Source organism: Streptomyces sp. NPDC004788, assembly GCF_053601115.1.
This window is the reverse complement of the sequence record NZ_JBSGBF010000065.1, coordinates 1-21,757: the sequence shown is the minus strand read 5'-3', so window position 1 is coordinate 21,757 and position 21,757 is coordinate 1. Positions and strand designations below refer to the sequence as shown.

At 72.5% G+C, this 21,757-nt stretch carries 19 protein-coding genes and 1 pseudogene; 17 read left to right on the top strand and 3 right to left on the bottom strand.

Features of this window, described 5'->3' with window-relative positions; translation table 11 throughout:
• Positions 1-97: 97 nt before the first annotated feature.
• A complete protein-coding gene (locus tag ACWEJX_RS25355) occupies positions 98-1,852 on the bottom strand; it encodes a dolichyl-phosphate-mannose--protein mannosyltransferase (RefSeq protein ID WP_451609702.1) in 1,755 nt (584 codons plus the stop codon).
• Positions 1,853-1,962: 110 nt separating this feature from the next.
• On the opposite strand from ACWEJX_RS25355, the gene rsmI reads away from it, so the two are divergent.
• From rsmI to ACWEJX_RS25325, 6 genes are all read left to right on the top strand, one after another.
• A complete protein-coding gene (gene rsmI / locus ACWEJX_RS25350) occupies positions 1,963-2,850 on the top strand; it encodes a 16S rRNA (cytidine(1402)-2'-O)-methyltransferase (RefSeq protein WP_451609701.1) in 888 nt (295 codons plus the stop codon).
• 139 nt (positions 2,851-2,989) lie between these two features.
• Entirely contained in the window at positions 2,990-3,442 is a 453-nt protein-coding gene (locus ACWEJX_RS25345; protein WP_451609700.1) for a hypothetical protein, read from the top strand.
• Between the two features lie 54 nt (positions 3,443-3,496).
• Positions 3,497-4,366: a TatD family hydrolase gene (locus tag ACWEJX_RS25340; protein WP_451609699.1), complete on the top strand. Its 870-nt coding sequence runs from the start codon at positions 3,497-3,499 to the stop codon at positions 4,364-4,366.
• 111 nt (positions 4,367-4,477) lie between these two features.
• Positions 4,478-5,632 carry a ubiquitin-like domain-containing protein gene (locus tag ACWEJX_RS25335; protein ID WP_451609698.1) on the top strand — a complete coding sequence of 385 codons (1,155 nt, stop codon included), beginning with the start codon at positions 4,478-4,480 and terminating at the stop codon, positions 5,630-5,632.
• Between the two features lie 57 nt (positions 5,633-5,689).
• Complete coding sequence (gene rsmA, locus ACWEJX_RS25330) at positions 5,690-6,580, top strand: 16S rRNA (adenine(1518)-N(6)/adenine(1519)-N(6))-dimethyltransferase RsmA (protein ID WP_451609697.1); 891 nt, start codon at positions 5,690-5,692, stop codon at positions 6,578-6,580.
• A complete protein-coding gene (locus ACWEJX_RS25325; protein ID WP_451609696.1) occupies positions 6,577-7,479 on the top strand; it encodes a 4-(cytidine 5'-diphospho)-2-C-methyl-D-erythritol kinase in 903 nt (300 codons plus the stop codon). The genes rsmA and ACWEJX_RS25325 overlap by 4 nt, the downstream gene beginning before the upstream one ends.
• Before the next feature lie 84 nt (positions 7,480-7,563).
• On the opposite strand, the gene ACWEJX_RS25320 is transcribed toward ACWEJX_RS25325, so the two are convergent.
• Positions 7,564-8,553: a hypothetical protein gene (locus ACWEJX_RS25320; protein WP_451609695.1), complete on the bottom strand. Its 990-nt coding sequence runs from the start codon at positions 8,551-8,553 to the stop codon at positions 7,564-7,566.
• Between the two features lie 125 nt (positions 8,554-8,678).
• On the opposite strand from ACWEJX_RS25320, the pseudogene ACWEJX_RS25315 reads away from it, so the two are divergent.
• The 9 genes and pseudogenes from ACWEJX_RS25315 to ACWEJX_RS25275 all read left to right on the top strand — a co-directional run.
• Positions 8,679-8,872, top strand: a pseudogene (locus tag ACWEJX_RS25315) (acyltransferase family protein); the annotation flags it as partial.
• A 174-nt stretch (positions 8,873-9,046) separates the two neighbouring features.
• Positions 9,047-10,849, top strand: coding sequence for an ABC-F family ATP-binding cassette domain-containing protein (locus ACWEJX_RS25310; RefSeq protein WP_403800555.1), 1,803 nt, complete (start codon positions 9,047-9,049; stop codon positions 10,847-10,849).
• A gap of 135 nt (positions 10,850-10,984) precedes the next feature.
• Positions 10,985-12,868 (top strand): outer membrane protein assembly factor BamB family protein, encoded by a 1,884-nt coding sequence (locus ACWEJX_RS25305; protein ID WP_451609694.1) that lies wholly within the window; start codon positions 10,985-10,987, stop codon positions 12,866-12,868.
• Positions 12,869-12,914: 46 nt separating this feature from the next.
• Positions 12,915-14,675, top strand: a complete 1,761-nt coding sequence (locus ACWEJX_RS25300; RefSeq protein WP_451609693.1) for an outer membrane protein assembly factor BamB family protein — start codon at positions 12,915-12,917, stop codon at positions 14,673-14,675.
• Positions 14,676-14,857: 182 nt separating this feature from the next.
• Positions 14,858-15,532 carry a LuxR C-terminal-related transcriptional regulator gene (locus ACWEJX_RS25295; RefSeq protein WP_451609692.1) on the top strand — a complete coding sequence of 225 codons (675 nt, stop codon included), beginning with the start codon at positions 14,858-14,860 and terminating at the stop codon, positions 15,530-15,532.
• A gap of 115 nt (positions 15,533-15,647) precedes the next feature.
• On the top strand, positions 15,648-16,685 hold the full coding sequence (galT, locus tag ACWEJX_RS25290) for a galactose-1-phosphate uridylyltransferase (RefSeq protein WP_451609723.1): 1,038 nt from the start codon (positions 15,648-15,650) through the stop codon (positions 16,683-16,685).
• Positions 16,682-17,656 (top strand): UDP-glucose 4-epimerase GalE, encoded by a 975-nt coding sequence (gene galE / locus ACWEJX_RS25285; RefSeq protein ID WP_451609691.1) that lies wholly within the window; start codon positions 16,682-16,684, stop codon positions 17,654-17,656. Before galT ends, galE begins: the two co-directional genes overlap by 4 nt.
• Entirely contained in the window at positions 17,653-18,801 is a 1,149-nt protein-coding gene (galK, locus tag ACWEJX_RS25280; protein WP_451609690.1) for a galactokinase, read from the top strand. The genes galE and galK overlap by 4 nt, the downstream gene beginning before the upstream one ends.
• Before the next feature lie 371 nt (positions 18,802-19,172).
• Positions 19,173-19,895 carry a LuxR C-terminal-related transcriptional regulator gene (locus ACWEJX_RS25275; protein WP_451609689.1) on the top strand — a complete coding sequence of 241 codons (723 nt, stop codon included), beginning with the start codon at positions 19,173-19,175 and terminating at the stop codon, positions 19,893-19,895.
• On the opposite strand, the gene ACWEJX_RS25270 is transcribed toward ACWEJX_RS25275, so the two are convergent.
• Positions 19,854-20,351 carry a MarR family winged helix-turn-helix transcriptional regulator gene (locus ACWEJX_RS25270; protein ID WP_451609688.1) on the bottom strand — a complete coding sequence of 166 codons (498 nt, stop codon included), beginning with the start codon at positions 20,349-20,351 and terminating at the stop codon, positions 19,854-19,856. The two genes, ACWEJX_RS25275 and ACWEJX_RS25270, sit on opposite strands and share 42 nt — an antisense overlap.
• A 163-nt stretch (positions 20,352-20,514) precedes the next feature.
• Between ACWEJX_RS25270 and ACWEJX_RS25265 the strand changes: the two genes are divergently transcribed.
• Positions 20,515-21,348, top strand: a complete 834-nt coding sequence (locus ACWEJX_RS25265) for a trans-aconitate 2-methyltransferase (RefSeq protein ID WP_451609687.1) — start codon at positions 20,515-20,517, stop codon at positions 21,346-21,348.
• Positions 21,348-21,719: a glyoxalase gene (locus ACWEJX_RS25260; protein ID WP_451609686.1), complete on the top strand. Its 372-nt coding sequence runs from the start codon at positions 21,348-21,350 to the stop codon at positions 21,717-21,719. The genes ACWEJX_RS25265 and ACWEJX_RS25260 overlap by 1 nt, the downstream gene beginning before the upstream one ends.
• The last annotated feature ends 38 nt before the right edge of the window (positions 21,720-21,757 follow it).

The window sequence follows — 21,757 nt, the reverse complement described above, 5'->3', positions numbered from 1 at the left end:
AGGTATGGCCCCACCGGAACCCTACGAGGGAGGAGTGACGACCGCGACGGTCGTTACCGGAAAGCGACCAAGTCGCCGGTTTCCGTTGCGCGATCCGCTACACCCAGGTGTCGAGCCACATCCGGTTCCGCCACGCGTCCATCGGAATGGGCGTTCCGGTGTACAGCGGCCAGAAGTAAATGAAATTCCAGACGATGAGGAGAACGAGCACTCCCGCGCCCACCGCCCCGAAAGTCCGCCGCCTTTCCGAGGAACCCGGCGGTCCCACGATGGCCCCGACCATCATCGTCACCGCGAGACACAGGAACGGCACGAACACCACCGCGTAGAAAAAGAAAATGGTGCGTTCCTGATAGAGGAACCAGGGCACCCAGCCCGCCGCGATCCCGCACGCGATCGCGCCCGCGCGCCAGTCGCGCCGGAAGGCCCAGCGCCACAGGACGTAGAGGATCGCGAAGCAGGCCGCCCACCACAGCAGCGGCGTGCCGAGGGCGAGGACCTCCTGGGCGCACTTCTCGGTGGCGTTCGCCGGGCAGCCGGCGGTGCCGGGCGCGGGGGACTCGTAGAAGTAGGAGACCGGGCGGCCGAGGACGATCCAGCTCCACGGGTTGGACTGGTAGGTGTGCGGCGAGGTCAGGCCCACGTGGAACTTGTAGACCTCGGTCTCGTAGTGCCACAGGCTGCGCAGCCACTCCGGCAGCCAGCCCCAGGTGCCGCCCCCGCCGATCTTGTCCTGCTCCGCCGCCCAGTTCCGGAAGTAGCCCTTGTCGGTGACGATCCAGCCGGTCCAGGAGGCGATGTACGTGAGGATCGCGACCGGGACGACCGAGACGAAGGCGGGCAGGAGGTCGCGCCGGGCCACCGCCGCGTACGGGCGGAACGCGCCGGCCGTGCGGCGGGCGCCCAGGTCCCACAGGACCGTCATCAGGCCGAACGCGGCCATGATGTAGAGGCCGTTCCACTTGGTGCCGGCCGCCAGGCCCAGCATCACGCCCGCCGTCAGCCGCCACGGCCGCCAGCCGAGCCGCAGGGTCTCCGCGACGGAGGAGTCCGGCCGCAGCACCCCCTCCTCGTCCTCCGGCAGCGCGGCCGCGAGCCGGGCCCGCGCCCGGTCCCGGTCGATCAGCAGACAGCCGAACGCGGCCAGGACGAAGAACATCAGCACCTGGTCGAGCAGCGCGGTCCGGCTCATCACGAAGTGCAGGCCGTCCACCGTCAGCAGCAGACCCGCGACGCACCCCAGGAACGTCGAGCGGAACAGCCGCCGCCCGATCCGGCACAGCATCAGCACCGACAGCGTGCCGAGCAGCGCCACCATGAACCGCCAGCCCAGCGGCTCGAAGCCGATCAGCTCCTCGCCGAGGCCGATCACCCACTTGCCGACCGGCGGATGGACCACGTATCCCGGATCCGTCGGCACGAGCACCGAGCCCGGATCGGACAGGATCGTCTTGTCGATGTCCTTCGGCCAGGCGCCCTCGTAGCCCTGGTTGATCAGCGCCCAGGAGTCCTTGGCGTAGTAGGTCTCGTCGAATATCACCGCGTGCGGCTTGCCCAGGTGCCAGAACCGCAGCAGGCCCGCGACCAGCGCCACCAGCAGCGGGCCGCCCCAGGCGGCGAACCGCCACACCCGTTCGGCGGCCGCCGGCGGGATCCCGAACAGCGACCAGAGCCGCGGCGAGGGGCGGGTGTACGGCGGTACGAGCCGCTCCCGCAGGCCGATCGACAGCGGGCCGGCGGCCGGCGGCCGGTAGCCGAAGCGCCGCAGCCGCCGCTGCCAGGAAGAGGGTTCTGCCACGGTCGGCGCCATGGGGTGCGGACCCTCCAGGGCCTCGGGTGCGGTACTGGTCACCGCGCCATCGTAGGGAACGCGCCTGTGGGCGTCGCCTGTACGGGCCCTTACGGCCCCGTCCCTCCGCCCGGACCGGGCGATGGCAGTGGATGTCGGACCGGGCTGGGAGGATGAGAGACGTGACAGGAACGCTCGTACTCGCAGGTACCCCCATCGGCGACATCGCGGACGCCCCGCCCCGGCTCGCCACCGAGCTGGAGAACGCGGACATCGTGGCCGCCGAGGACACCCGCAGGCTGCGCGGACTCACCCGCGCCCTCGGCGTGCACACCAAGGGCCGGGTCGTCTCCTACTTCGAGGGCAACGAGACCGCGCGGACGCCCGAGCTGGTCGAGGCGCTGGCCGGCGGGGCGCGGGTGCTGCTCGTCACCGACGCCGGCATGCCGTCCGTGTCCGACCCCGGCTACCGCCTGGTCGCCGCCGCCGTCGAGCAGGACATCAAGGTCACCGCCGTGCCCGGCCCGTCCGCCGTTCTCACCGCGCTCGCGCTGTCCGGGCTGCCCGTGGACCGCTTCTGCTTCGAGGGCTTCCTGCCGAGGAAGGCGGGCGAGCGGCTCGGCCGGCTCCGCGAGGTCGCGGACGAGCGCAGGACCCTCGTCTACTTCGAGGCCCCGCACCGGCTCGACGACACGCTCGCCGCGATGGCCGAGGTCTTCGGCACGGACCGGCGGGCCGCCGTCTGCCGCGAGCTGACCAAGACGTACGAAGAGGTGAAGCGCGGCCCGCTCGGCGAGCTCGCGGAGTGGGCGAAGGACGGCGTACGGGGCGAGATCACGGTCGTCGTCGAGGGCGCCCCGGAGACCGGGCCGGCCGAGCTCGACGCCGAGGAACTGGTGCGCCGGGTGCGGGTGCGCGAGGAGGCGGGCGAGCGGCGCAAGGAGGCCATCGCGGCGGTGGCGGCCGAGGCCGGTATTCCCAAGCGCGAGGTGTTCGATGCGGTGGTCGCGGCAAAGAATGCGGCGGCGCCGGGCCCCGGAAACGGTAAAGGACTAATCTGAAAGGCAAAGCGGAACCCGGCGGCGGGCCCGCTCTCAGGGCCTTCGGGCAAGGAAACGCCAAAGCGCGTCCATGGTTCTTCCGGAGCTGATGCGTTCCGGCCCGAAAAGGCGTCCACTGGATCAGTGGAGAGGAGCTGGAATGAGTGAGATCACCGGCACCGGAACGCCGCCCGTCGCCCACGAGGTCGCGCACGAGGCGTACGCATTCGCGTGCATGAGGTGCGGTTACGGCTGGGAGCAGGCGTACGACATCGAGCACCACGTCGACGCCCGCGGCCACGAGTACGTCGTCTACAAGGCCGACGGCGCCCGCGTCCCGTCCCCGCTGTCCCGTCCCACCTGCATGAACTGCGGCAGCCATGTCGTACGGATCATGCGCGCGGGCCAGGTCTCGTCCGTGCTCGACACGATGGCCGCGGTCGAGCGCCACGGCCGCGGGGCCAGGGCGACGCGACCGGTGTCGATCGCAGGGCCCATCGGCCAGGAGCTGACCGAGGACGTCCCGGAGGGCCCGGCGGCGGACGAGGAAAAGCCCCCGGTACCCCACCACTGGCATCTTTCCGACCTTCTCCACCCCTTCCGCAAGAAGTAGCCGACGGCGGTATTCCTTCGCGGGTGAACTCATGGCCCTCGTACGATCGGGGCCATGAGTTCCAAGGACGCCCCGCCGCCGCTGCCCGAGCCCCTGCTGGTCCCGGTCGCGGACTCGCACACCCATCTCGACATGCAGTCCGGCACCGTCGAGGAGGCCCTCGTCAAGGCCGCCGCCGTCGGCGTCACGACCGTGGTCCAGGTGGGCTGCGACATCAAGGGCTCGCAGTGGGCCGCGGAGACCGCCGCCGCGCACGAGAACGTGCACGCGGCCGTCGCCCTGCACCCCAACGAGGCGCCCAGGATCGTCCTCGGCGATCCGGACGGCTGGTCCCGGCAGGGCGCCCGCCAGGCCGGCGGGGACGCGGCGCTCGACGACGCGCTCGCCGAGATCGACCGGCTGGCCGCCCTCCCGTACGTGCGCGCCGTCGGCGAGACCGGCCTCGACCACTTCCGCACCGGCCCCGAGGGCATGGCCGCGCAGGAGCGTTCCTTCCGCGCCCACATCGAGATCGCCAAGCGCCACGGCAAGGCCCTGGTCATCCACGACCGCGAGGCCCACGCCGACGTGCTGCGGGTCCTCGACGAGGAGGGCGCGCCCGAGCGGACGGTCTTCCACTGCTACTCCGGCGACGCCGAGATGGCCGAGATCTGCGCCGCCAAGGGCTACTACATGTCCTTCGCCGGCAACGTCACCTTCAAGAACGCCCAGCCGCTGCGCGACGCCCTCGCCGTCGCCCCGCTCGACCTGGTCCTCGTCGAGACGGACGCCCCCTTCCTCACCCCGGCGCCCTACCGGGGCCGCCCCAACGCCCCGTACCTGATCCCGGTCACCGTCCGCGCCATGGCGGCGGTCCGCGGGATCGGCGAGGAGGAGCTGGCGGCGGCGATCGCGGTGAACACGGCCCGCGCGTTCGACTACTGAGCCCCGGACCACCGGGCGACCCGAGCCGTCGGTCACCGATCCATAACGGTTACGTGTCGTAGTCGGAGTGTCGTGGAGAGTGACCGGCCGCGCGGCTAGGGTCCCGGCCTCGTGAACACTCCCCAGGGTCACCGGGCCGGCGGCGCCCGGCGCCGCAAGGCCGCCCCGCCCGCCGCCGAGGGTCTGCGCCGGATCGTCCCGCAGGCCCTCGTCGTGGCCTTCCTCGCCGGCGGCACCAGCGCCTTCGTCGCCAACGACAAGGCCGTCCGGCTCTCCGTCGACGGCGTCCCGCGCACCCTGCACACCTTCGCCGACGACGTCGACGAGCTGCTCGCCGCCGAGGACCTGGCGGTCGGCGAGCACGACATCGTCGCCCCCGCCCCGGGCGCCGACCTCGTCAGCGGCGACGAGGTCGTCGTCCGCTACGGCCGCCCCGTCGCCCTCACCCTCGACGGGCAGCGCCGCCAGGTGTGGACGACGGCCAGGACCGTGGACGGCGCCCTGCGCCAGCTCGGGGTGCGGGCCGAGGGGGCGTACCTGTCCGTCTCCCGCGGCGCGCCGATCTCCCGGCAGGGCCTGGCGCTCGACGTGCGCACCGAGCGCGCGGTCACCTTCCTCGCCGACGGCCACGAGCGGACCGTACGCACCAACGCGGCCACCGTCCGCGAGGCCGTCGAGGAGGCCGGGCTCACCCTCGCGGGCCAGGACACCACCTCCGTGCCGCTCGACTCCTTCCCGCGCGACGGCCAGACGATCACCGTGCTGCGGATCACCGGCGGCCAGGAGATCCGCGAGGAGCCCGTCCCGTACGCCGTCGAGCAGACCCCCGACCCGGAGTTGTTCGCGGGCACCGAGCTCGTCGAGCAGCCGGGCGTGCCGGGCGTGCGCCGGGTGACGTACGCCCTGCGGACGGTCAACGGGGTGCGGCAGCGGCCGCGCCGGATCGCCGAGGAGACCGTGCGCGAGCCGGTCACCCAGAAGGTGCGGGTCGGCACCCGCCCGCTGCCCGGCTCCGTCGCCGGAGCCGACGGCCTGAACTGGGCCGCGCTCGCCGCCTGCGAGTCGGGCGGCCGGCCCGGCGCCGTCGACCCGTCGGGGACGTACGGGGGGCTCTACCAGTTCGACCCCGGCACCTGGCGCGCCCTCGGCGGCAGCGGCGTGGCGCAGGAGGCGACGGCGGCGGAGCAGACGTTCCGGGCGAAGAAGCTGTACGTGACGCGGGGCGCGAGCCCGTGGCCGCACTGCGGGCGCAGGCTCTACAAGTGACGGCGTCGGGGCGGTGAGCCGTGTATCGGGCGCACGGGCGCCCCGTACGCTGTACCGGTGAGCACCACCACCGGCCCCGACAGCCCCGACGCCCTCCTCGGCCCCGCCGACATCCGTGAGCTGGCCGCCGCCCTCGGCGTCCGCCCCACGAAGCAGAAGGGCCAGAACTTCGTCATCGACGCCAACACCGTGCGGCGGATCGTCCGCACGGCCGAGGTGCGCCCGGACGACGTGGTGGTGGAGGTGGGCCCCGGGCTCGGCTCCCTCACCCTCGCGCTCCTGGAGGCCGCGGACCGGGTGACGGCCGTCGAGATCGACGACGTCCTCGCCGCGGCGCTGCCGTCGACGATCGCCGCGCGCATGCCGCAGAAGAAGGACCGCTTCGCGCTGGTCCACTCCGACGCCATGCACGTCGAGGAGCTGCCGGGCCCGCCGCCCACCGCGCTCGTCGCGAACCTGCCGTACAACGTCGCCGTCCCGGTCCTGCTGCACATGCTGGACCGCTTCCCGACCATCGAGCGGACCCTCGTCATGGTGCAGGCGGAGGTCGCGGACCGGCTCGCGGCCCGGCCGGGCAACAAGGTGTACGGCGTGCCGTCGGTGAAGGCGAACTGGTACGCGGAGGTCAAGCGGGCCGGCGCCATCGGCCGCAACGTCTTCTGGCCCGCGCCCAACGTCGACTCCGGACTCGTCTCGCTGGTCCGGCGCACCGAGCCGATCGCCACGACCGCGGCCAAGAAGGACGTCTTCGCGGTCGTCGACGCGGCCTTCGCGCAGCGCCGCAAGACCCTGCGGGCCGCGCTCGCGACCTGGGCGGGCTCGCCGGCGGCGGCCGAGGAGGCGCTGGTGGCGGCCGGGATCTCGCCGCAGGCGCGGGGCGAGGCGCTGACCGTGGAGGAGTTCGCCCGGATCGCCGAGAACAAGCCCGTCCAGGGGGAGCAGAAGTGAGCGTGACCGTACGGGTTCCGGCGAAGGTCAACGTCCAGCTGGCGGTCGGCGGCGCCCGGCCCGACGGCTTCCACGACCTGGCCAACGTCTTCCTCGCCGTGTCGCTGTACGACGAGGTCACGGCGACCCCGGCCGGCTCCGGCGAGCTGACGGTCACCTGCGAGGGCCCGGACGCCGACAAGGTGCCGCTCGACCGCACCAACCTGGCCGCGCGGGCCGCCGAACTGCTCGCCGCCCGGCACGGCATCGCGCCCGACGTGCACCTGCACATCGTCAAGGACATCCCGGTCGCCGGCGGCATGGCCGGCGGCAGCGCCGACGGCGCGGGCGCGCTGCTCGCCTGCGACGCGCTGTGGGGCCTGAACACCCCGCACGCCGAACTCCTCGACATCTGCGCCGAGCTGGGCTCCGACGTGCCGTTCAGCCTGGTCGGCGGCGCGGCGCTCGGGGTCGGGCGCGGTGAGCGGCTGACCGGGCTGCCGGTCGGCGGCACCTTCCACTGGGTGTTCGCGGTCGCCGACGGCGGTCTTTCGACGCCGGCGGTGTACGGCGAGTTCGACCGCCTGAACGAGGGCGTGGCCGTGCCGGAGCCGGTCGCCTCGCCCGCGCTGCTCGAAGCGCTGCGCACCGGTGACGCCACCTCCCTCGCCGGCGCCCTCGCCAACGACCTCCAGCCCTCCGCGCTGTCCCTGCGGCCCTCGCTCGCCGCCACCCTGACGGCGGGCACGGAGGCGGGCGCGCTCGCGGGCCTGGTCTCCGGCTCGGGGCCGACGACGGCGTTCCTGGTGAAGGACGCGGAGGCCGCCGAGGCGGTCGCCGCGGCCCTGGTCGCCTCCGGCACCTGCCGGACCGCCCGGGTGGCGACCGCCCCGGCGGCCGGGGCGACCGTACTGGCCTGAGTGACTGCTTGAGCGGCCGCTCGTCCTGAGCGGCTGCCTGCTCTGAGCGGCTGCTTCTCCCGAGCGGCTACTTGTCCCGAGCGGCTACTTGTCCTGGGAGATGCGGGCGAGGAGCAGGTTCGGGTCCGGGTCCGGCTTCGTGAAGTAGGCGGCGCTGTTCACGTAGACCGTCTTGCCGTCGACCGCCACGGAGGTCGGGTTCTGCAGCCCGTCCGCGGCGGTCAGGACGGCCTTGTGGGTGCCGTCGGCGCGTACGAGGTCGAGCTCGTTCAGCAGGATCCGGGCGGCGAGCACGGTGTCGCCGTGCCCGGTGAACGCGAAGTCGTCCACGCCCTCCAGGCCGGTCGCCCGGGTCTGGACCGGTCCGGCGCCCCGGTCCGGGTCGGGCCCGATCGGGATGCGCAGCAGCGTGCCCCGGTCGGTGTTGGTCACCCACACCGCGCCGTCGTGCAGCTTCAGCCCGTTGGCGCCGAAGCCGTTCGGGGCCGACGGCAGCAGCTCGGTGCCGGACGCCCACACCCTGGGCTTCGGGTCGTCGAGCGACAGGCTCCAGACCCGCCCGAGCACCGAGTCGGCGGCGTAGAGGGTGCCGCACTCCTCGTCGATCGCGATGCCGTTGGGCAGCGAGTTGGCGGGGAGCTTGGCGATCTGCTCGGGCGCGCTGCCGTCGGGTGCGATGCGCCAGATGCCGGTCTCGGCCGTGCCGGTGGCGTAGGCGACGTACAGGACGCCGTCGTGCGTGCGGGCGATGCCGGTGGCGATCGCCGCCCCGATGTTCGGCGTCTGCGGGTTCGCGACCGGCGGCAGCTGGGCGAGAATCTCCGTGTGGCCGGACAGGTCGACGCGGGCGACCTGCCCGGCGAAGGCGAAGGTCACGTCGGCGGAGCCGTCGGGCTCCAGGGCGATGTTCTCGGGCGTCTGGCCCTTGGCGAAGTCGAAGTGGGCGAGGATGCCCGGATCCGACACGGTCGGATCACCGGCCGTCGCGGGCGCGGCGGGCGCGGGCCCGGCGGCGAGCACGCCGAGCGCGGCGGTGCCGACGGCGAGGGCGGCGAGGCGGGGAAGACGGGGCATGGGCTTCTCCTTGGAGGGGTGCGACACCTCATGAAGATGGCGGCCCGCCAGGTGCCGGAAGGCGCAGCCGGGGCCGTGGGGTCGCCCGCGCGGCCGACCGCTGCCCGCCATCCGTACTCACCCCCCCGCCGCTGCTCGCGCTGCACGAGCGATACGGCTGGGGCGCTTCGCCGGGCTCGTCGCGGGCGCGGTCGTGGTGGACGTGCTGCGGTTCGCGGCCGGCGTGCCGTACGCCGAGTTCCTCGACTTCGCCCTCGTCCGGCCGGCGATCCACCAGCTCGGCTTCCTGCGCGCCGACGGCATGATCCGCCGCCCCGCCCGGGCCACACGGCCACACTCGTGGCGGTCCGCGTGACCGCACCGGCCGCGGTCGCGCCGGCGCCGGCGGGCTGGTTCCCGGTGGAGCGGGCCGGGCGGGTCCGAGGGGGCGCTCCCGCACCCCTCCCGCCCGTCTACCCTGGAATGTCGAGCGATCCCCCCGTACAGGAGTGAAATGGCCGTCAATCTGGTCAATGTCGAGTCCGTCAGCAAGGTGTACGGCACCCGTGCGCTGCTCGACGGGGTCTCCCTCGGCGTCTCCGAAGGGGACCGGATCGGGGTCGTCGGGCGGAACGGCGACGGGAAGACCACGCTGATCCGGATGCTCGCCAAGCTGGAGGAGGCGGACAGCGGGCGGGTCACGCACAGCGGCGGGCTGCGGCTCGGGGTGCTGACGCAGCACGACTCGCTGGACCCGGCGGCGACGATCCGGCACGAGGTGATCGGCGTGATGGCCGACCACGAGTGGGCGGGCAGCGCCAAGATCCGGGACGTGCTGACCGGGCTGTTCGGCGGGCTGGACCTGCCGGGGTTCGAGAAGGGCCTGGACACGGTCATCGGGCCGCTGTCCGGTGGCGAGCGGCGCCGGATCGCGCTCGCCAAGCTGCTCATCGAGGACCAGGACCTGATCGTCCTCGACGAGCCCACCAACCACCTCGACGTCGAGGGCATCGCCTGGCTCGCCCAGCACCTGCGCAACCGGCGCTCGGCGCTGGTCTGCGTCACCCACGACCGCTGGTTCCTCGACCAGGTCTGCACCCGCATGTGGGACGTGCAGCGCGGCACGGTGTACGAGTACGAGGGCGGCTACTCCGACTACGTCTTCGCGCGCGCCGAGCGCGAGCGGATCGCCGCGACCGAGGAGGTCAAGCGGCAGAACCTGGTCCGCAAGGAGCTGGCCTGGCTGCGCCGCGGCGCCCCGGCCCGCACGTCGAAGCCGCGCTTCCGGATCGAGGCGGCGAACGCCCTGATCGCGGACGTGCCGGAGCCCCGCGACACCAGCGAGCTGATGAAGTTCGCCAACGCCCGGCTCGGCAAGACCGTCTTCGACCTGGAGGACGTGGCCGTCACCGCCGGCCCGAAGGTGCTGCTCAAGCACCTCACCTGGCAGCTCGGCCCCGGCGACCGCATCGGCCTGGTCGGCGTCAACGGCGCCGGCAAGACCTCGCTCCTCCGTGCCCTCGCCGAAGCCGCCGTCTCCGAGGGCGACAAGCAGCCGGCCGAGGGAAAGATCGTCGTCGGCAAGACCGTGCGGCTCGCCTACCTCTCCCAGGACGTCACCGAGCTGCCCGCCGAGCTGCGCGTCCTGGAGGCCGTGCAGCAGATCCGCGACCGCGTCGACCTCGGCAAGGGCCGGGAGCTGAGCGCCGGGCAGCTGTGCGAGCAGTTCGGCTTCGGCAAGGACAAGCAGTGGACGCCGGTCGGCGACCTCTCCGGCGGCGAGCGGCGCCGGCTCCAGCTGCTCCGGCTCCTCATGGACGAGCCCAACGTGCTCTTCCTCGACGAGCCCACCAACGACCTCGACATCGAGACCCTCACCCAGCTGGAGGACCTCCTCGACGGCTGGCCCGGCTCGATGATCGTCATCTCCCACGACCGCTTCTTCATCGAGCGCACCACCGACCGCGTCCTCGCGCTGCTCGGCGACAAGACGCTGCGGATGCTGCCGCGCGGCATCGACGAGTACCTGGAGCGGCGCCAGCGGATGATCGAGGCCGCCACCCCGGCCCCGGCGCCCGCCGCGGCGCCGAAGGCCGGAGTGTCCGCCGCCGACGCGCGCGCCGCGAAGAAGGAGCTGCAGAAGGTCGAGCGGCAGCTCGACAAGGTCTCCGAGAAGGAGACCAAACTGCACGCCCAAATCGCCGAGAACGCCACGGACTTCGAGAAGGTGGCCAAGCTGGACGCCGAGCTCCGGGAACTCGCGGGGGAGCGGGAAGAGTTGGAGATGCGGTGGCTGGAACTCGCCGAGGACGCGTAGAGAAGTCGTAGAGGACGCGTAACGAGGGCATCACGGGCCGGTCCTCCCTTGGGTACAAGGGACGGACCGGTCTCTTTTGCGCCATCAGGTGAGTGGTAGAAAGAAAACCCGCTCACTTTCAAGGGGGAAGCGCTGATGACCCAGCCGCCGAGCAACCAGCCGCCGCCGCAGGGATTCGGCGCACCCGACCCGGACCCGCGCCTCGGACAGGGCGTGCCGCCGCAGGCCCCGGCCACGCCGCCGATGCCGCCGCAGGCGCCGGCCGCGCCGCCGATGCCGCCGCAGGCCCCGGCCGCGCCGCCCATGCCGCCGACCGTGCCCCAGACCCCGCAGGCCCAGCCCGGACCGTACGGCTACCCGCAGCAGCCGCAGCAGCCGCAGTCCGGCTCGTACGGCTACCCGCAGCAGCCCCCGCAGCAGCCGCAGTCCGGCCCGTACGGCTATCCGCAGCAGCCGGGCCCGTACGGCCAGCAGCCCGGCCCCTACGGCCAGCAGCCGAATCCTTACGGCGGTTACCCGACCGCCCCGATGCCCGGCGCGCCCGCGCCCGGCGGCGGTGGCGGCAAGAACCCCTTCCAGGGCAAGCCCGGCGTCATCATCGCCGCGGCCGCCGCCGCGCTGCTCGTCATCGGCGGCGGCGCCTGGTTCGCGTTCAGCGGCGGCGGCAACGAGGACCCGGTCGCCAAGCCCACCAACTCCACCACCGCCACGCCCAAGCCGACCGAGTCCGTCGACAAGGGCGACGGCAAGGGCGACGGCGGCGATGGCGGCGAGGACGACCTCAACGCCGGCCGCAAGCCCGGCGAGGCGAAGGTCAACTGGCTGCTGAAGAACAACGTCGACCTGCCGCGCAACGGCGCCGACGTCTTCGGCCCGTGGATCGTCGGCGACACCGTCGTCAAGGGCATGTTCAAGGGCGTCGACGGCTACAGCCTGGCCGACGGCTCCCCCAAGTGGCACCTCGACCTGCCGTTCAAGCTGTGCGCCGCGCCGCCGGAGCCGGGCGCGAACGGTGCCATGGTCTTCGGCTACGAGGAGAACGCCAAGGACGGTGCCAAGTGCACCGAGCTGCAGCAGGTGGACCTCACCACCGGTAAGGCCGGCTGGAAGAAGTCCGTCCCCAAGGGCACCGGCTTCTTCTCCTTCTCCGACAACACCCTCGCCATCAGCGGGAACACGGTGACCGCGGCCGGCACCAGCAGCGCCTACGGCTTCTCCCTCGCCGACGGCAAGCAGCTCTTCGGCTACGCCGCCGGCTCCTCCGACCAGTGCAAGCCCATCGCGTTCGCCGGTGGCGTCAAGCTGATCGCCGCCATGAAGTGCCCCTCGGGCGACGTGAACAAGGAACAGCAGGCGGTCAGCGAAATCGACCCGGTCACCGGCAAGGCCAAGTGGACCTTCAAGCTGAAGGAGACCTGGGAGGTCGACCGGGTCTACTCGGTCAACCCGCTGGTCATCTCGGCCACCCAGCGCGACGAGAAGAAGTGGAGCGTCTTCGCGCTCAACGCCAACGGCTCGCTGCGCTCCCAGATCCAGGGCGGCGCCAACGACAAGTTCGCCCCGCGCTGCGGCGGCACCTTCGTCATCTTCGGCAAGAACCTCCAGGGCTGCACCGGTGTCGCCGCCGACGCGAACACCTTCTACATGGCCACCGACGCCTCCTACGGCACGTCCAACGAGGTCGTCGCCTTCGACCTCAACACCGGCAAGCAGAAGTGGCGTTCCAAGGCCCCTGCCGAGCAGCAGATGACGCCGCTGCGCATGGAGGGCTCGGACGTGCTGCTCTACGTCCAGCCGAAGTTCGACAAGGGCGGCGCGGTCGCGACCCTCGCCCCGACGGGCGGCGCGCCGAAGGTGGTGCTCCAGCACCAGGTCGCCACGGCCGAGATCGAGAGCTCCTTCTACGACGCCGGGTACGCCTACTCCAACGGCACCTTCGTGATCGCGGCCGGCCGGGTCTCCGCCGCCAACGACCAGGAGGAGAAGGAGACGAAGACGATGATGGCCTACGGCAAGTGACGCACCGCGCCCTTCCCTCCTTCCTTCTCCCTGAGGTACGAATGCCATGACGCAGCCGCCACCCCCGCCGAACCAGCCCCCGGGGCCGCCCCCGGGCGGCTTCGGTGCGCCGCAGGACCCCCCGCCGGGCGGGTTCGGCGCGCCGATGCCGCAGCAGCCGCCGCAGCCTCCGCAGCAGTCGCCGTACGGCTATCCGCAGCAGCCGCCGCAGCCTCCGTACCAGCAGCCGCAGTACCCGCAGCCGCCGACCGTTCCGCAGCCCCAGGCGCCGCAGTACGGCTACCAGCAGCCGTACCCGCAGGCTCCGCCCCCGCCCGTGCCCGGTGGCTCCGGCGGCGGGAAGAAGCTGTCGGCGCAGATGCAGATCGTCATCGCGGCGGTCGTCGCGGTCGTGCTGCTGATCGGCGGCGGCCTCTGGTACGCCAACTCCGGCGGCGGTGAGAAGGGCGACGACGCCAAGGGCACGTCGGGTGCCGCGAGCGGCGGCAAGGACGGCGGTCAGGACGGCGGTAAGGACGGCGGCGGTGTCGGCGGGGACGGCAAGGAGAAGGCCCCGGCCGACCCGAAGTCCAAGCTCACCCTCCAGGTCGCGGTGCCCGCGGTCGGAGACGTCACCGACGTCTCCGGCTCCTGGATCACCGACAAGGCGTACGTGAAGACGGGCGTCAACTCGGTCGTCGGCTACGACCTCGACAAGGGCACGGTCCTGTGGACGCTGCCGCTGACCGGCCAGGTCTGCGGCGCCTCGCGCCACATGACGACCGACTTCAAGGTGCCGATCCTCTTCGAGGCCACCAAGCGGGTCGCGCCGCGCTACTACCAGCCGTGCACCGAGGTCGGCCTGGTCGACCTCACCACCGGCAAGCTGGTGTGGACCGCCTCGCTCCCCCTCGGCAGCAAGAAGGCCTCCTTCTCCGAGGTCACCCTGTCCGGCCAGACCGTCGCGGCCGGCGGCCTCGACGGCGGCGCCGCCTTCAACCTGGCCAACGGCAACCCGCGCTGGAAGCCGCAGGCCAACGCGGAGGAGTGTGAGGACCTTGGTTACGGCGGCGGCGAGGGCCTCGTCGCGGTGCGCAAGTGCGGCTCGTACGACGACCCGACGGTCACCGTCCAGAACCTCAACCCGTTGACCGGCGCGCCGATCTCGCAGTTCAAGATGCCCACGGGCGTCGACTACGCGGCGATCGTGTCCACCAAGCCGCTGGTCGTCGCGGCCGACGTCAACGACGCGGCCGGTGACGGCAGCGGCATCTCGGACTTCTTCTCCATCGACGAGAAGACCGGCAAGCTCAAGGCCAAGATCACGGCGGACTCGGACCACTACGCGGGCCGTTGCCGCTCGACCCACGTCGAGGGCTGCACGATGCTGGCGGTCGGCAACAACCGCCTGTACGTGCCCACCGAGGAGCACGAGGGCAGCACCGGCGAGTACGGCGACGAGACCAACGAGATCGTCGCCTTCGACCTGAACACCGGCCAGACGCTGCCCGCGAAGGCCGACGCCGGCGACAAGTACACGCTGATCCCGCTGCGCATGGACGGCGGCGACCTCATCGCGTACAAGGTCCCGCCGTACGACAAGGGCGGCCAGATCGTCTCCATCAACGGCGGCACGATGAAGTCGACGCTCCTGATGGAGAACCCGGCCGACAAGACGACCCGCGACGCGGAGACGAGCTTCAGCTCGACCGGTGCCGAGTACCTCTACGGCGGCGGCCACTTCTTCATCGCCGACACACTGGTCAGCAAGACCACGTCCGCGTACGGCAAGCAGTACCTGGCGCTCGGCTTCGCCACCGCGGGCTGATCGCCTGTCGATCACCTGCCGATCGCCGACCGGTCGTCAACACGACCGCACCGAGGGCCCCTCCGGGACGGAGGGGCCCTCGGTGTTTTCGCGCGATTGGGGCAAAGCGGGGCGGGGGAGTGTGTAGCTTGCCGGGGCAGGGCGGAGGCCGGGGGACGGCCTGGCCCGGGAGGGGGACGACGATGGGGGTTCGGCTCATGGTGGTCGACGACCACCGACTGCACGCGGAGGCGCTGGCCTCGGCGCTGAAGCTGCGCGGGCACCGGGTGCTCGCCGCGGCCGCGCCGGTGGCCGGGGCCGCGGAGCTGGTGGTGAGCCGGGCACCGGAGGTCTGCCTCCTCGGGACGTCGGCGCCCGCCGAGCCGGGCGTCTTCGACCCCGTCGTACGGATCAAGCGCGAGCGCCCGCAGATCGCCGTCGTCGTGCTCGGCCCGGTCCCCTCGCCGCGCGGCATCGCCGCCGCCTTCGCCGCCGGGGCGTCCGGCTACGTGCGGCACGACGAACGCATCGAGGGCGTCGAGCGCGCCCTGGTGAAGGCCCGGGCCGGCGAGGCGGCCGTGGCGCCGCAGCTCATCCAGAGCGCCTTCGCCGAGCTGCTCGACCCGGCCGCGCAGCCCGACGACGAGGGGCTCCGGCTGCTCCGGCTGCTCACCCCGCGGGAGGCCGAGGTCCTGGTCCGGGTCGCGGAGGGCGAGGACACCCGGGTGATCGCGGCGGGCATGGCGATCGCGCCCAGCACCGCCCGGACGCATGTGCAGCGGGTCCTGATGAAGCTGGGTGTGGGCTCGCGCCTGGAGGCGGCGGCGCTGGCGGCGCGGACGGGGCTGCTCGACCGGGTGCCGGCGCAGCGCGGGTAGCGCGTACTGCCTATGGGTGGTCGATCGTGGCTGCCTGTTGCGTACTGATGTTTGGTTGTGGTTTTTTATGGGAGGTTCTGTTCACTGGAGGCCGAGGGAGCCGTCCACCGTGCACGTGAAGAAGACCGTCACCCGGCTCGCCGACGGGCGCGAGCTCATCTACTTCGACGCACACGACAGCGGCGGCCGCGAGGCCGTCGACCGCCGGCCCCTCGAACCCGTCGTCTCCGCGTCCGGGATCCGCTACGACCCGCTGCTCGACGAGTTCGTCGCCATCGCCTCCCACCGGCAGGGCCGCATCTACCACCCACCGGCCGACAGCTGCCCGCTCTGCCCCTCCACCGGGCAGTGGCAGAGCGAGATCCCGGCCGCGGAGTACGAGGTCGCCGTCTTCGAGAACCGGTTCCCCTCGCTGTCGGGCGAACACGGGCGCTGCGAGGTCGTCTGCTTCACCTCCGACCACACCGCGTCCTTCGCCGACCTGACCGAGGAGCGCGCCGCCCTCGTCCTCGCCGCCTGGACCGACCGCACCGCAGAGCTCTCCGCCCGGCCGGGCGTCGAACAGGTCTACTGCTTCGAGAACCGCGGCGCCGAGATCGGCGTCACCCTCGCCCACCCCCACGGGCAGATCTACGCCTTCCCGTTCACCGCGCCCCGCACCGCCACCATGCTCCGCAACGCCGTCGCGCACCGCGCCCACACCCGGCGCAACCTCTTCGACGACCTCGTCGAACGCGAACGGAACGACGAGCGGGTCGTGCTCGCCGGCGAGCACTGGACCGCCTTCGTGCCCTACGCCGCCCGCTGGCCGTACGAGGTCCACCTCTACCCGCACCGGCGGGCGGCCGACCTCACCGCGCTCGACGACGCCGCCCGCGCCGAGCTCCCCCGGCTCTACCTGGAGCTGCTGCGGCGCTTCGACCGCCTCTTCGGCACCGACGCCCCGCCCACCCCGTACATCGCCGCCTGGCACCAGGCGCCGGCCACCGAGGACCGCGACGAGTTCGCGCTGCACCTGGAGCTTTTCACCGTCCGCCGGGCCTCTGGCAAGCTGAAGTACCTCGCGGGCACCGAATCCGGCATGGGCGCGTTCATGAACGACGTCTCGCCGGAGTCCGCGGCCGACAGACTCCGAGAGGTGGCAAGCAGTTGAGTAAGTACCTGGTGACGGGCGGGGCCGGCTATGTGGGCAGCACGGTCGCCGCCCACCTCCTGGAGGCGGGGCACGAGGTCACCGTCCTCGACGACCTCTCCACCGGTTTCCGCGCGGGCGTCCCCGCCGGTGCCGCCTTCATCGAGGGCCGCATCCAGGACGCCGCCAAGTGGCTGGACTCCTCCTACGACGGCGTCCTCCACTTCGCCGCCTTCTCCCAGGTCGGCGAGTCCGTCGCCAAGCCCGAGAAGTACTGGGACAACAACGTCGCCGGCACGATGGCGCTCATCGCCGCCATGCGCGAGGCCGGCGTCCGCCGTCTCGTGTTCTCGTCCACCGCCGCCACCTACGGCGAGCCCGAGACCGTCCCGATCACCGAGTCCGCGCCCACCGCGCCGACCAACCCCTACGGCGCCACCAAGCTCGCCGTCGACCACATGATCACGGGCGAGTGCGCCGCCCACGGCCTCGCCGCCGTCTCGCTGCGCTACTTCAACGTCGCCGGCGCCTACAAGGAGTGCGGCGAGCGCCACGACCCCGAGTCCCACCTCATCCCGCTGGTGCTCCAGGTGGCCCTCGGTAAGCGCGACGCGATCAACGTCTACGGCGACGACTACCCGACCCCCGACGGCACCTGCGTCCGCGACTACATCCACGTCGCCGACCTCGCCGAGGCCCACCTGCGCGCCCTCGACGCCATGACCCCGGGCGAGCACCTCATCTGCAACCTCGGCAACGGCAACGGCTTCTCCGTCCGCGAGGTCGTCGAGACCGTCCGCAAGGTCACCGGCCACCCCGTCCCCGAGGTCATGGCGGAGCGCCGCGCCGGCGACCCCGCCGTCCTCGTCGCCTCCGCCGACGCCGCCCGCGAGCGGCTCGGCTGGACGCCGTCCCGGCCCGACCTGGCCGACATCGTCTCGGACGCCTGGGCCTTCGCCCGGAAGAAGGAAGAGGAGAACCAGCGAGGATGAGTGGTGTCGCGGCGGAGTTCGGTGAGCTGTACGGGCACGCTCCCGACGGGGTCTGGGCCGCTCCCGGGCGGGTCAACCTGATCGGCGAGTACACCGACTTCAACGAGGGCTTCGTGCTCCCGCTGGCTCTGCCGCACACCGCCGTGGCCGCGGTGTCCCGTCGCGACGACGGGGTCCTGCGGCTGCACTCCCGCGACGTCGAGGGCGGCGTGGTCGAGCTCGCCGTGGACGCCCTGAAGCCCGGCGGCGTCGAGGGCTGGGCCGCGTACCCCGCCGGCGTGGTCTGGGCGCTGCGCGACGCCGGGCACCCGGTGGGCGGCGCCGACGTGCACCTGGCGTCCACCGTGCCGGCGGGCGCCGGGCTCTCCTCGTCGGCCGCCCTGGAGGTGGTCACGGCGCTCGCCCTGAACGACCTGTACGGGCTCGGCCTCGACCGGCCGCGGCTGGCCCAGCTCGCCCAGCGCGCCGAGAACGCCTTCGTCGGCGTGCCGTGCGGCGTCATGGACCAGATGGCCTCCGCGTGCGCCGAGGAGGGGCACGCCCTGTTCCTCGACACCCGTGACCTGTCGTACCGTCAGGTGCCCTTCGACCTGGCCGCCGCCGGACTGCGGCTGCTCGTCGTCGACACCCGCGTGAAGCACGCGCTCGGGGACGGCGCGTACGCGGAGCGGCGCGCCGGGTGCGAAGCGGGTGCGCGGGCGCTCGGCGTGCGCGCGCTGCGCGAGGTGAGTGCCGCGCACCTGCCTGACGCGCTCGGGCGTTTGAGCGACGAAACGGTTCGTCGCTATGTCCGGCACGTCGTTTCGGACAACGACCGGGTGGAGCGGACCATCGCACTGCTCGACGCCGGGGGCGACATGCGGGCGGTCGGCGCGCTGCTCGTCGAGGGGCACGCGTCCCTGCGCGACGATCTGCGGGTCTCCTGCCCGGAGCTGGACCTCGCGGTCTCGGCGGCGGTGGGGGCGGGGGCGCTGGGGGCGCGGATGACGGGGGGCGGGTTCGGGGGGTCCGCGGTGGTGCTGGTCCCGGCCGGTGCCGCCGATTCCGTTGCCGATGCGGTGCGGGGTGCGTTCCGTGGGGCCGGCTACGGCGAGCCCGGCGTCTTCGCCGCCGTGCCGTCGGCGGGGGCGCGGCGGCTGGTGTGACGCGGGAGCCGCTCCGGTGACCGCGTTCGGGACTGCATGATTTACGGCGCGGAGCTCGTTCGTCGAGAAGTGAAGCCCCTTGTTTCCGCGCCACACATCACGCTTTACGTCCCGAACGCGGTCCCCTGCACGGCCCCCGCTCCCGTTCGGTTCACGCCTTTCCGCGTTTTCCCTTCGGCAGTGGTGGGCTGCTTGTACTTTGGTCGCAGCACCGGTGGGGGCCGGTGCTGATCTCAGGGGTATCGAGACCCGCCGGGTACGGCGCCCGGGGCGGGGTAACTGTCATCCACGGCGGCGGCCGTGCGACCGGCGGTTCCTGTCCCCGGCGTCGTGCCCGCGCCGGGCCGTTCCTCGACCAGTTGGGGGTGTCCGTGGCCCGTATCCGGGTTCTGGTGGTGGACGACCATCGTGTCTTCGCCGAGTCGCTGGCCGCCGCTCTGGCCGCTGAGCCCGATGTCGAGGTCGCGGCGGCGGGGAGCGGGCCCGCCGCCCTGCGCTGCCTGGACCGGGCCGCCGGTGAGGGGCGGAGGTTCGACGTCGTGCTGCTCGACGGTGATCTGGACGGCGACGGCGTTCCTCTGGTGGCCCGGCTGCGGGAGGGGCGGCCGCAGCTGCGTGTCGTGGTGGTCGCCGAGAAGGACGACGCCCACCGGGCCGCGCTGGCCCTTCAGGCCGGGGCCTGGGGCTGGGTCGCCAAGGACTGCTCGCTGCAGCGGCTCCTCGCGGTCGTACGAGGGGTGCTGCGGGACGAGACGCATCTGCCGCCGGCGCTCCTCACGGGTGTGCTGCGGGAGCTCACGGAGGCGCGGCGGCACCGTACGGAGAGCGAGGCCCTCGTCGAGTCGCTGACGCCCAGGGAGCGCGAGGTGCTGCGCTGCATGGTGGCGGGGCTGGGCAGGAAGGCCGTCGCCGAGAGGTTGTTCCTCTCCCCGCACACCGTGCGGACTCATATGCAGAACGTGCTGGGGAAGCTCGGGGTCCATTCGACCCTGGCCGCCGTCGCGTTGGCGCGGCGGGCCGGGGTGGGGCCGGTGGACGCCCCCGGGCCGGCCCTAGCCGGGGATGTTGTCGAACGGGGCGGTCAACTGGCGTAGCAGATCGGCCAGTTCGCCGCGCTGGGTGCGGGAGAGCCGGGACAGGATGGCCCGCTCCTGCGCCAGGAGGCCGGCCAGCGCCTGGTCGGCGCGGTCGCGGCCCTCGGGGGTGAGCCGGACGAGCACGCCGCGCCGGTCGCTGGGGTCGGGCAGCCGCTCGACCAGGCCCTTCTTGGTGAGCCGGTCGATCCGGTTGGTCATCGTGCCCGAGGTGACCAGGGTCTGCGTGAGCAGCTGGCCGGGGGAGAGCTGGTAGGGCGCGCCGGCCCGGCGCAGGGACGTCAGGACGTCGAACTCCCACGGCTCCAGCTGGTGCTCGGAGAAGGCGAGCCGACGGGCGCGGTCGAGGTGCCGGGCCAGGCGTGAGACACGGCTGAGCACCTCGAGCGGTTCCACGTCGAGGTCCGGGCGCTCGCGGCGCCATGCAGCGACCAGTCGGTCGACCTCGTCCTCCATGACGATCAGTGTAGAGGGTCTGTTGACGTAAAGTCTCTTGGTATGAAGAAGTTCGTTGTCAAGAATCTTGATGTCAAGATATAGTCTTCTTGACTATGGGGAAGGGACCGGGCCGGAACTCCGTTCCGCTTCGGCAACTCGTTCCAGCAAGGGGGCTTCGAACATGCATTCCGTGGACTCCGCCGCACCCACGTGGGACCCACAGCAGTACTTGCGACACTCGGAACACCGCACCCGGCCGTTCCTCGATCTGCTCGCGCGAATACCGCAGCTTCCGACCCAGGACCGGCCCGCCCGCATCGCCGACCTCGGCTGCGGTCCCGGCAATGTCACCGTCCTGCTCGCCGACCGCTGGCCCGACGCCCACATCACCGGATTCGACCTCTCGCCCGAGATGCTGGAGCGGGCCGAGAAGGACTGGGCCGGGACCACCAAGGGCGGCGGCTGGCTCGACTTCCGGCCGGCCGACGCCGCCCACTGGACGCCCGACGACGCCTATGACCTGATCGTCTCCAACGCCGCCCTCCAGTGGGTGCCCAACCACCCCGAGTCCTTCGCCTCCTGGATCGGCGGACTCAGGCCCGGAGGCACGTTCGCCTTCCAGGTCCCCGGCAACTTCACCTCGCCCAGCCACGCCCTGCTCGGCGAGCTGTGCGCCTCGGCCGAGTGGCGCGACCGCATCGGTGACCAGGGCCGGCGCTTCGTCCACATCCTCGACCCCGCCGAGTACCTCCAGCGGCTCACCGACCTCGGCTGCGAGACGGACGTCTGGGAGACCACGTACCACCAGCTGCTCCAGGGCGAGGACCCGGTCCTCGACTGGGTGAAGGGCACCGCCCTGCGGCCCGTGCTCACCGCGCTCAGGGACGACCGGGCCGCCACCGAGGCGTTCCTCGCCCAGTACCGCGAGCGGCTGCGCGAGTACTACCCCGAGGGCCCGCACGGCACCGTGTTCCCGTTCCGCCGCATCTTCGCCGTCGCCAGGAAGGCCGCCTGATGTTAGTAGCCGTCGACCACGTCCAGCTCGCCGCGCCCGTCGGCAGCGAACCCCTGCTGCGCTCCTACTACGGCGGTGTCCTGGGCATGACCGAGATACCGAAGCCGCCCGTGCTCGCCGCCAGAGGCGGCTGCTGGTTCGCCGCCGGAGCCGTACAGCTCCACGTGGGGGTGGAAGCGGACTTCCGCCCTGCCAGGAAGGCCCATCCCGGGCTGCGGGTGCGCGGGATCGAGGCGTTCGCCGACCGTGTGGCGCGGGCCGGGGGCGCGGTCGTCTGGGACGACAACCTGCCGGGGCACCGGCGCTTCTATTCGGAGGATCCCGTCGGCAACCGCCTGGAGTTCCTGGAGCCGCTGGAGTCCCTGGAGTGACACGGGGGCGGGGCGCCCCCACCAGCCCCCCCCCCCCG

What these genes read in the sequence shown, in the direction of transcription:
- ACWEJX_RS25345 (WP_451609700.1), top strand. Translation starts at nt 2,990, where the DNA reads ATGAGTGAGATCACCGGCACCGGAACGCCGCCCGTCGCCCACGAGGTC.
- galK (WP_451609690.1), top strand. Translation starts at nt 17,653, where the DNA reads ATGAGTGGTGTCGCGGCGGAGTTCGGTGAGCTGTACGGGCACGCTCCC.
- ACWEJX_RS25320 (WP_451609695.1), bottom strand. Translation starts at nt 8,553, where the DNA reads ATGCCCCGTCTTCCCCGCCTCGCCGCCCTCGCCGTCGGCACCGCCGCG.
- ACWEJX_RS25265 (WP_451609687.1), top strand. Translation starts at nt 20,515, where the DNA reads ATGCATTCCGTGGACTCCGCCGCACCCACGTGGGACCCACAGCAGTAC.
- ACWEJX_RS25310 (WP_403800555.1), top strand. Translation starts at nt 9,047, where the DNA reads ATGGCCGTCAATCTGGTCAATGTCGAGTCCGTCAGCAAGGTGTACGGC.
- rsmI (WP_451609701.1), top strand. Translation starts at nt 1,963, where the DNA reads ATGAGAGACGTGACAGGAACGCTCGTACTCGCAGGTACCCCCATCGGC.
- ACWEJX_RS25340 (WP_451609699.1), top strand. Translation starts at nt 3,497, where the DNA reads ATGAGTTCCAAGGACGCCCCGCCGCCGCTGCCCGAGCCCCTGCTGGTC.
- ACWEJX_RS25270 (WP_451609688.1), bottom strand. Translation starts at nt 20,351, where the DNA reads ATGGAGGACGAGGTCGACCGACTGGTCGCTGCATGGCGCCGCGAGCGC.
- ACWEJX_RS25295 (WP_451609692.1), top strand. Translation starts at nt 14,858, where the DNA reads ATGGGGGTTCGGCTCATGGTGGTCGACGACCACCGACTGCACGCGGAG.
- ACWEJX_RS25305 (WP_451609694.1), top strand. Translation starts at nt 10,985, where the DNA reads ATGACCCAGCCGCCGAGCAACCAGCCGCCGCCGCAGGGATTCGGCGCA.
- ACWEJX_RS25300 (WP_451609693.1), top strand. Translation starts at nt 12,915, where the DNA reads ATGACGCAGCCGCCACCCCCGCCGAACCAGCCCCCGGGGCCGCCCCCG.
- ACWEJX_RS25260 (WP_451609686.1), top strand. Translation starts at nt 21,348, where the DNA reads ATGTTAGTAGCCGTCGACCACGTCCAGCTCGCCGCGCCCGTCGGCAGC.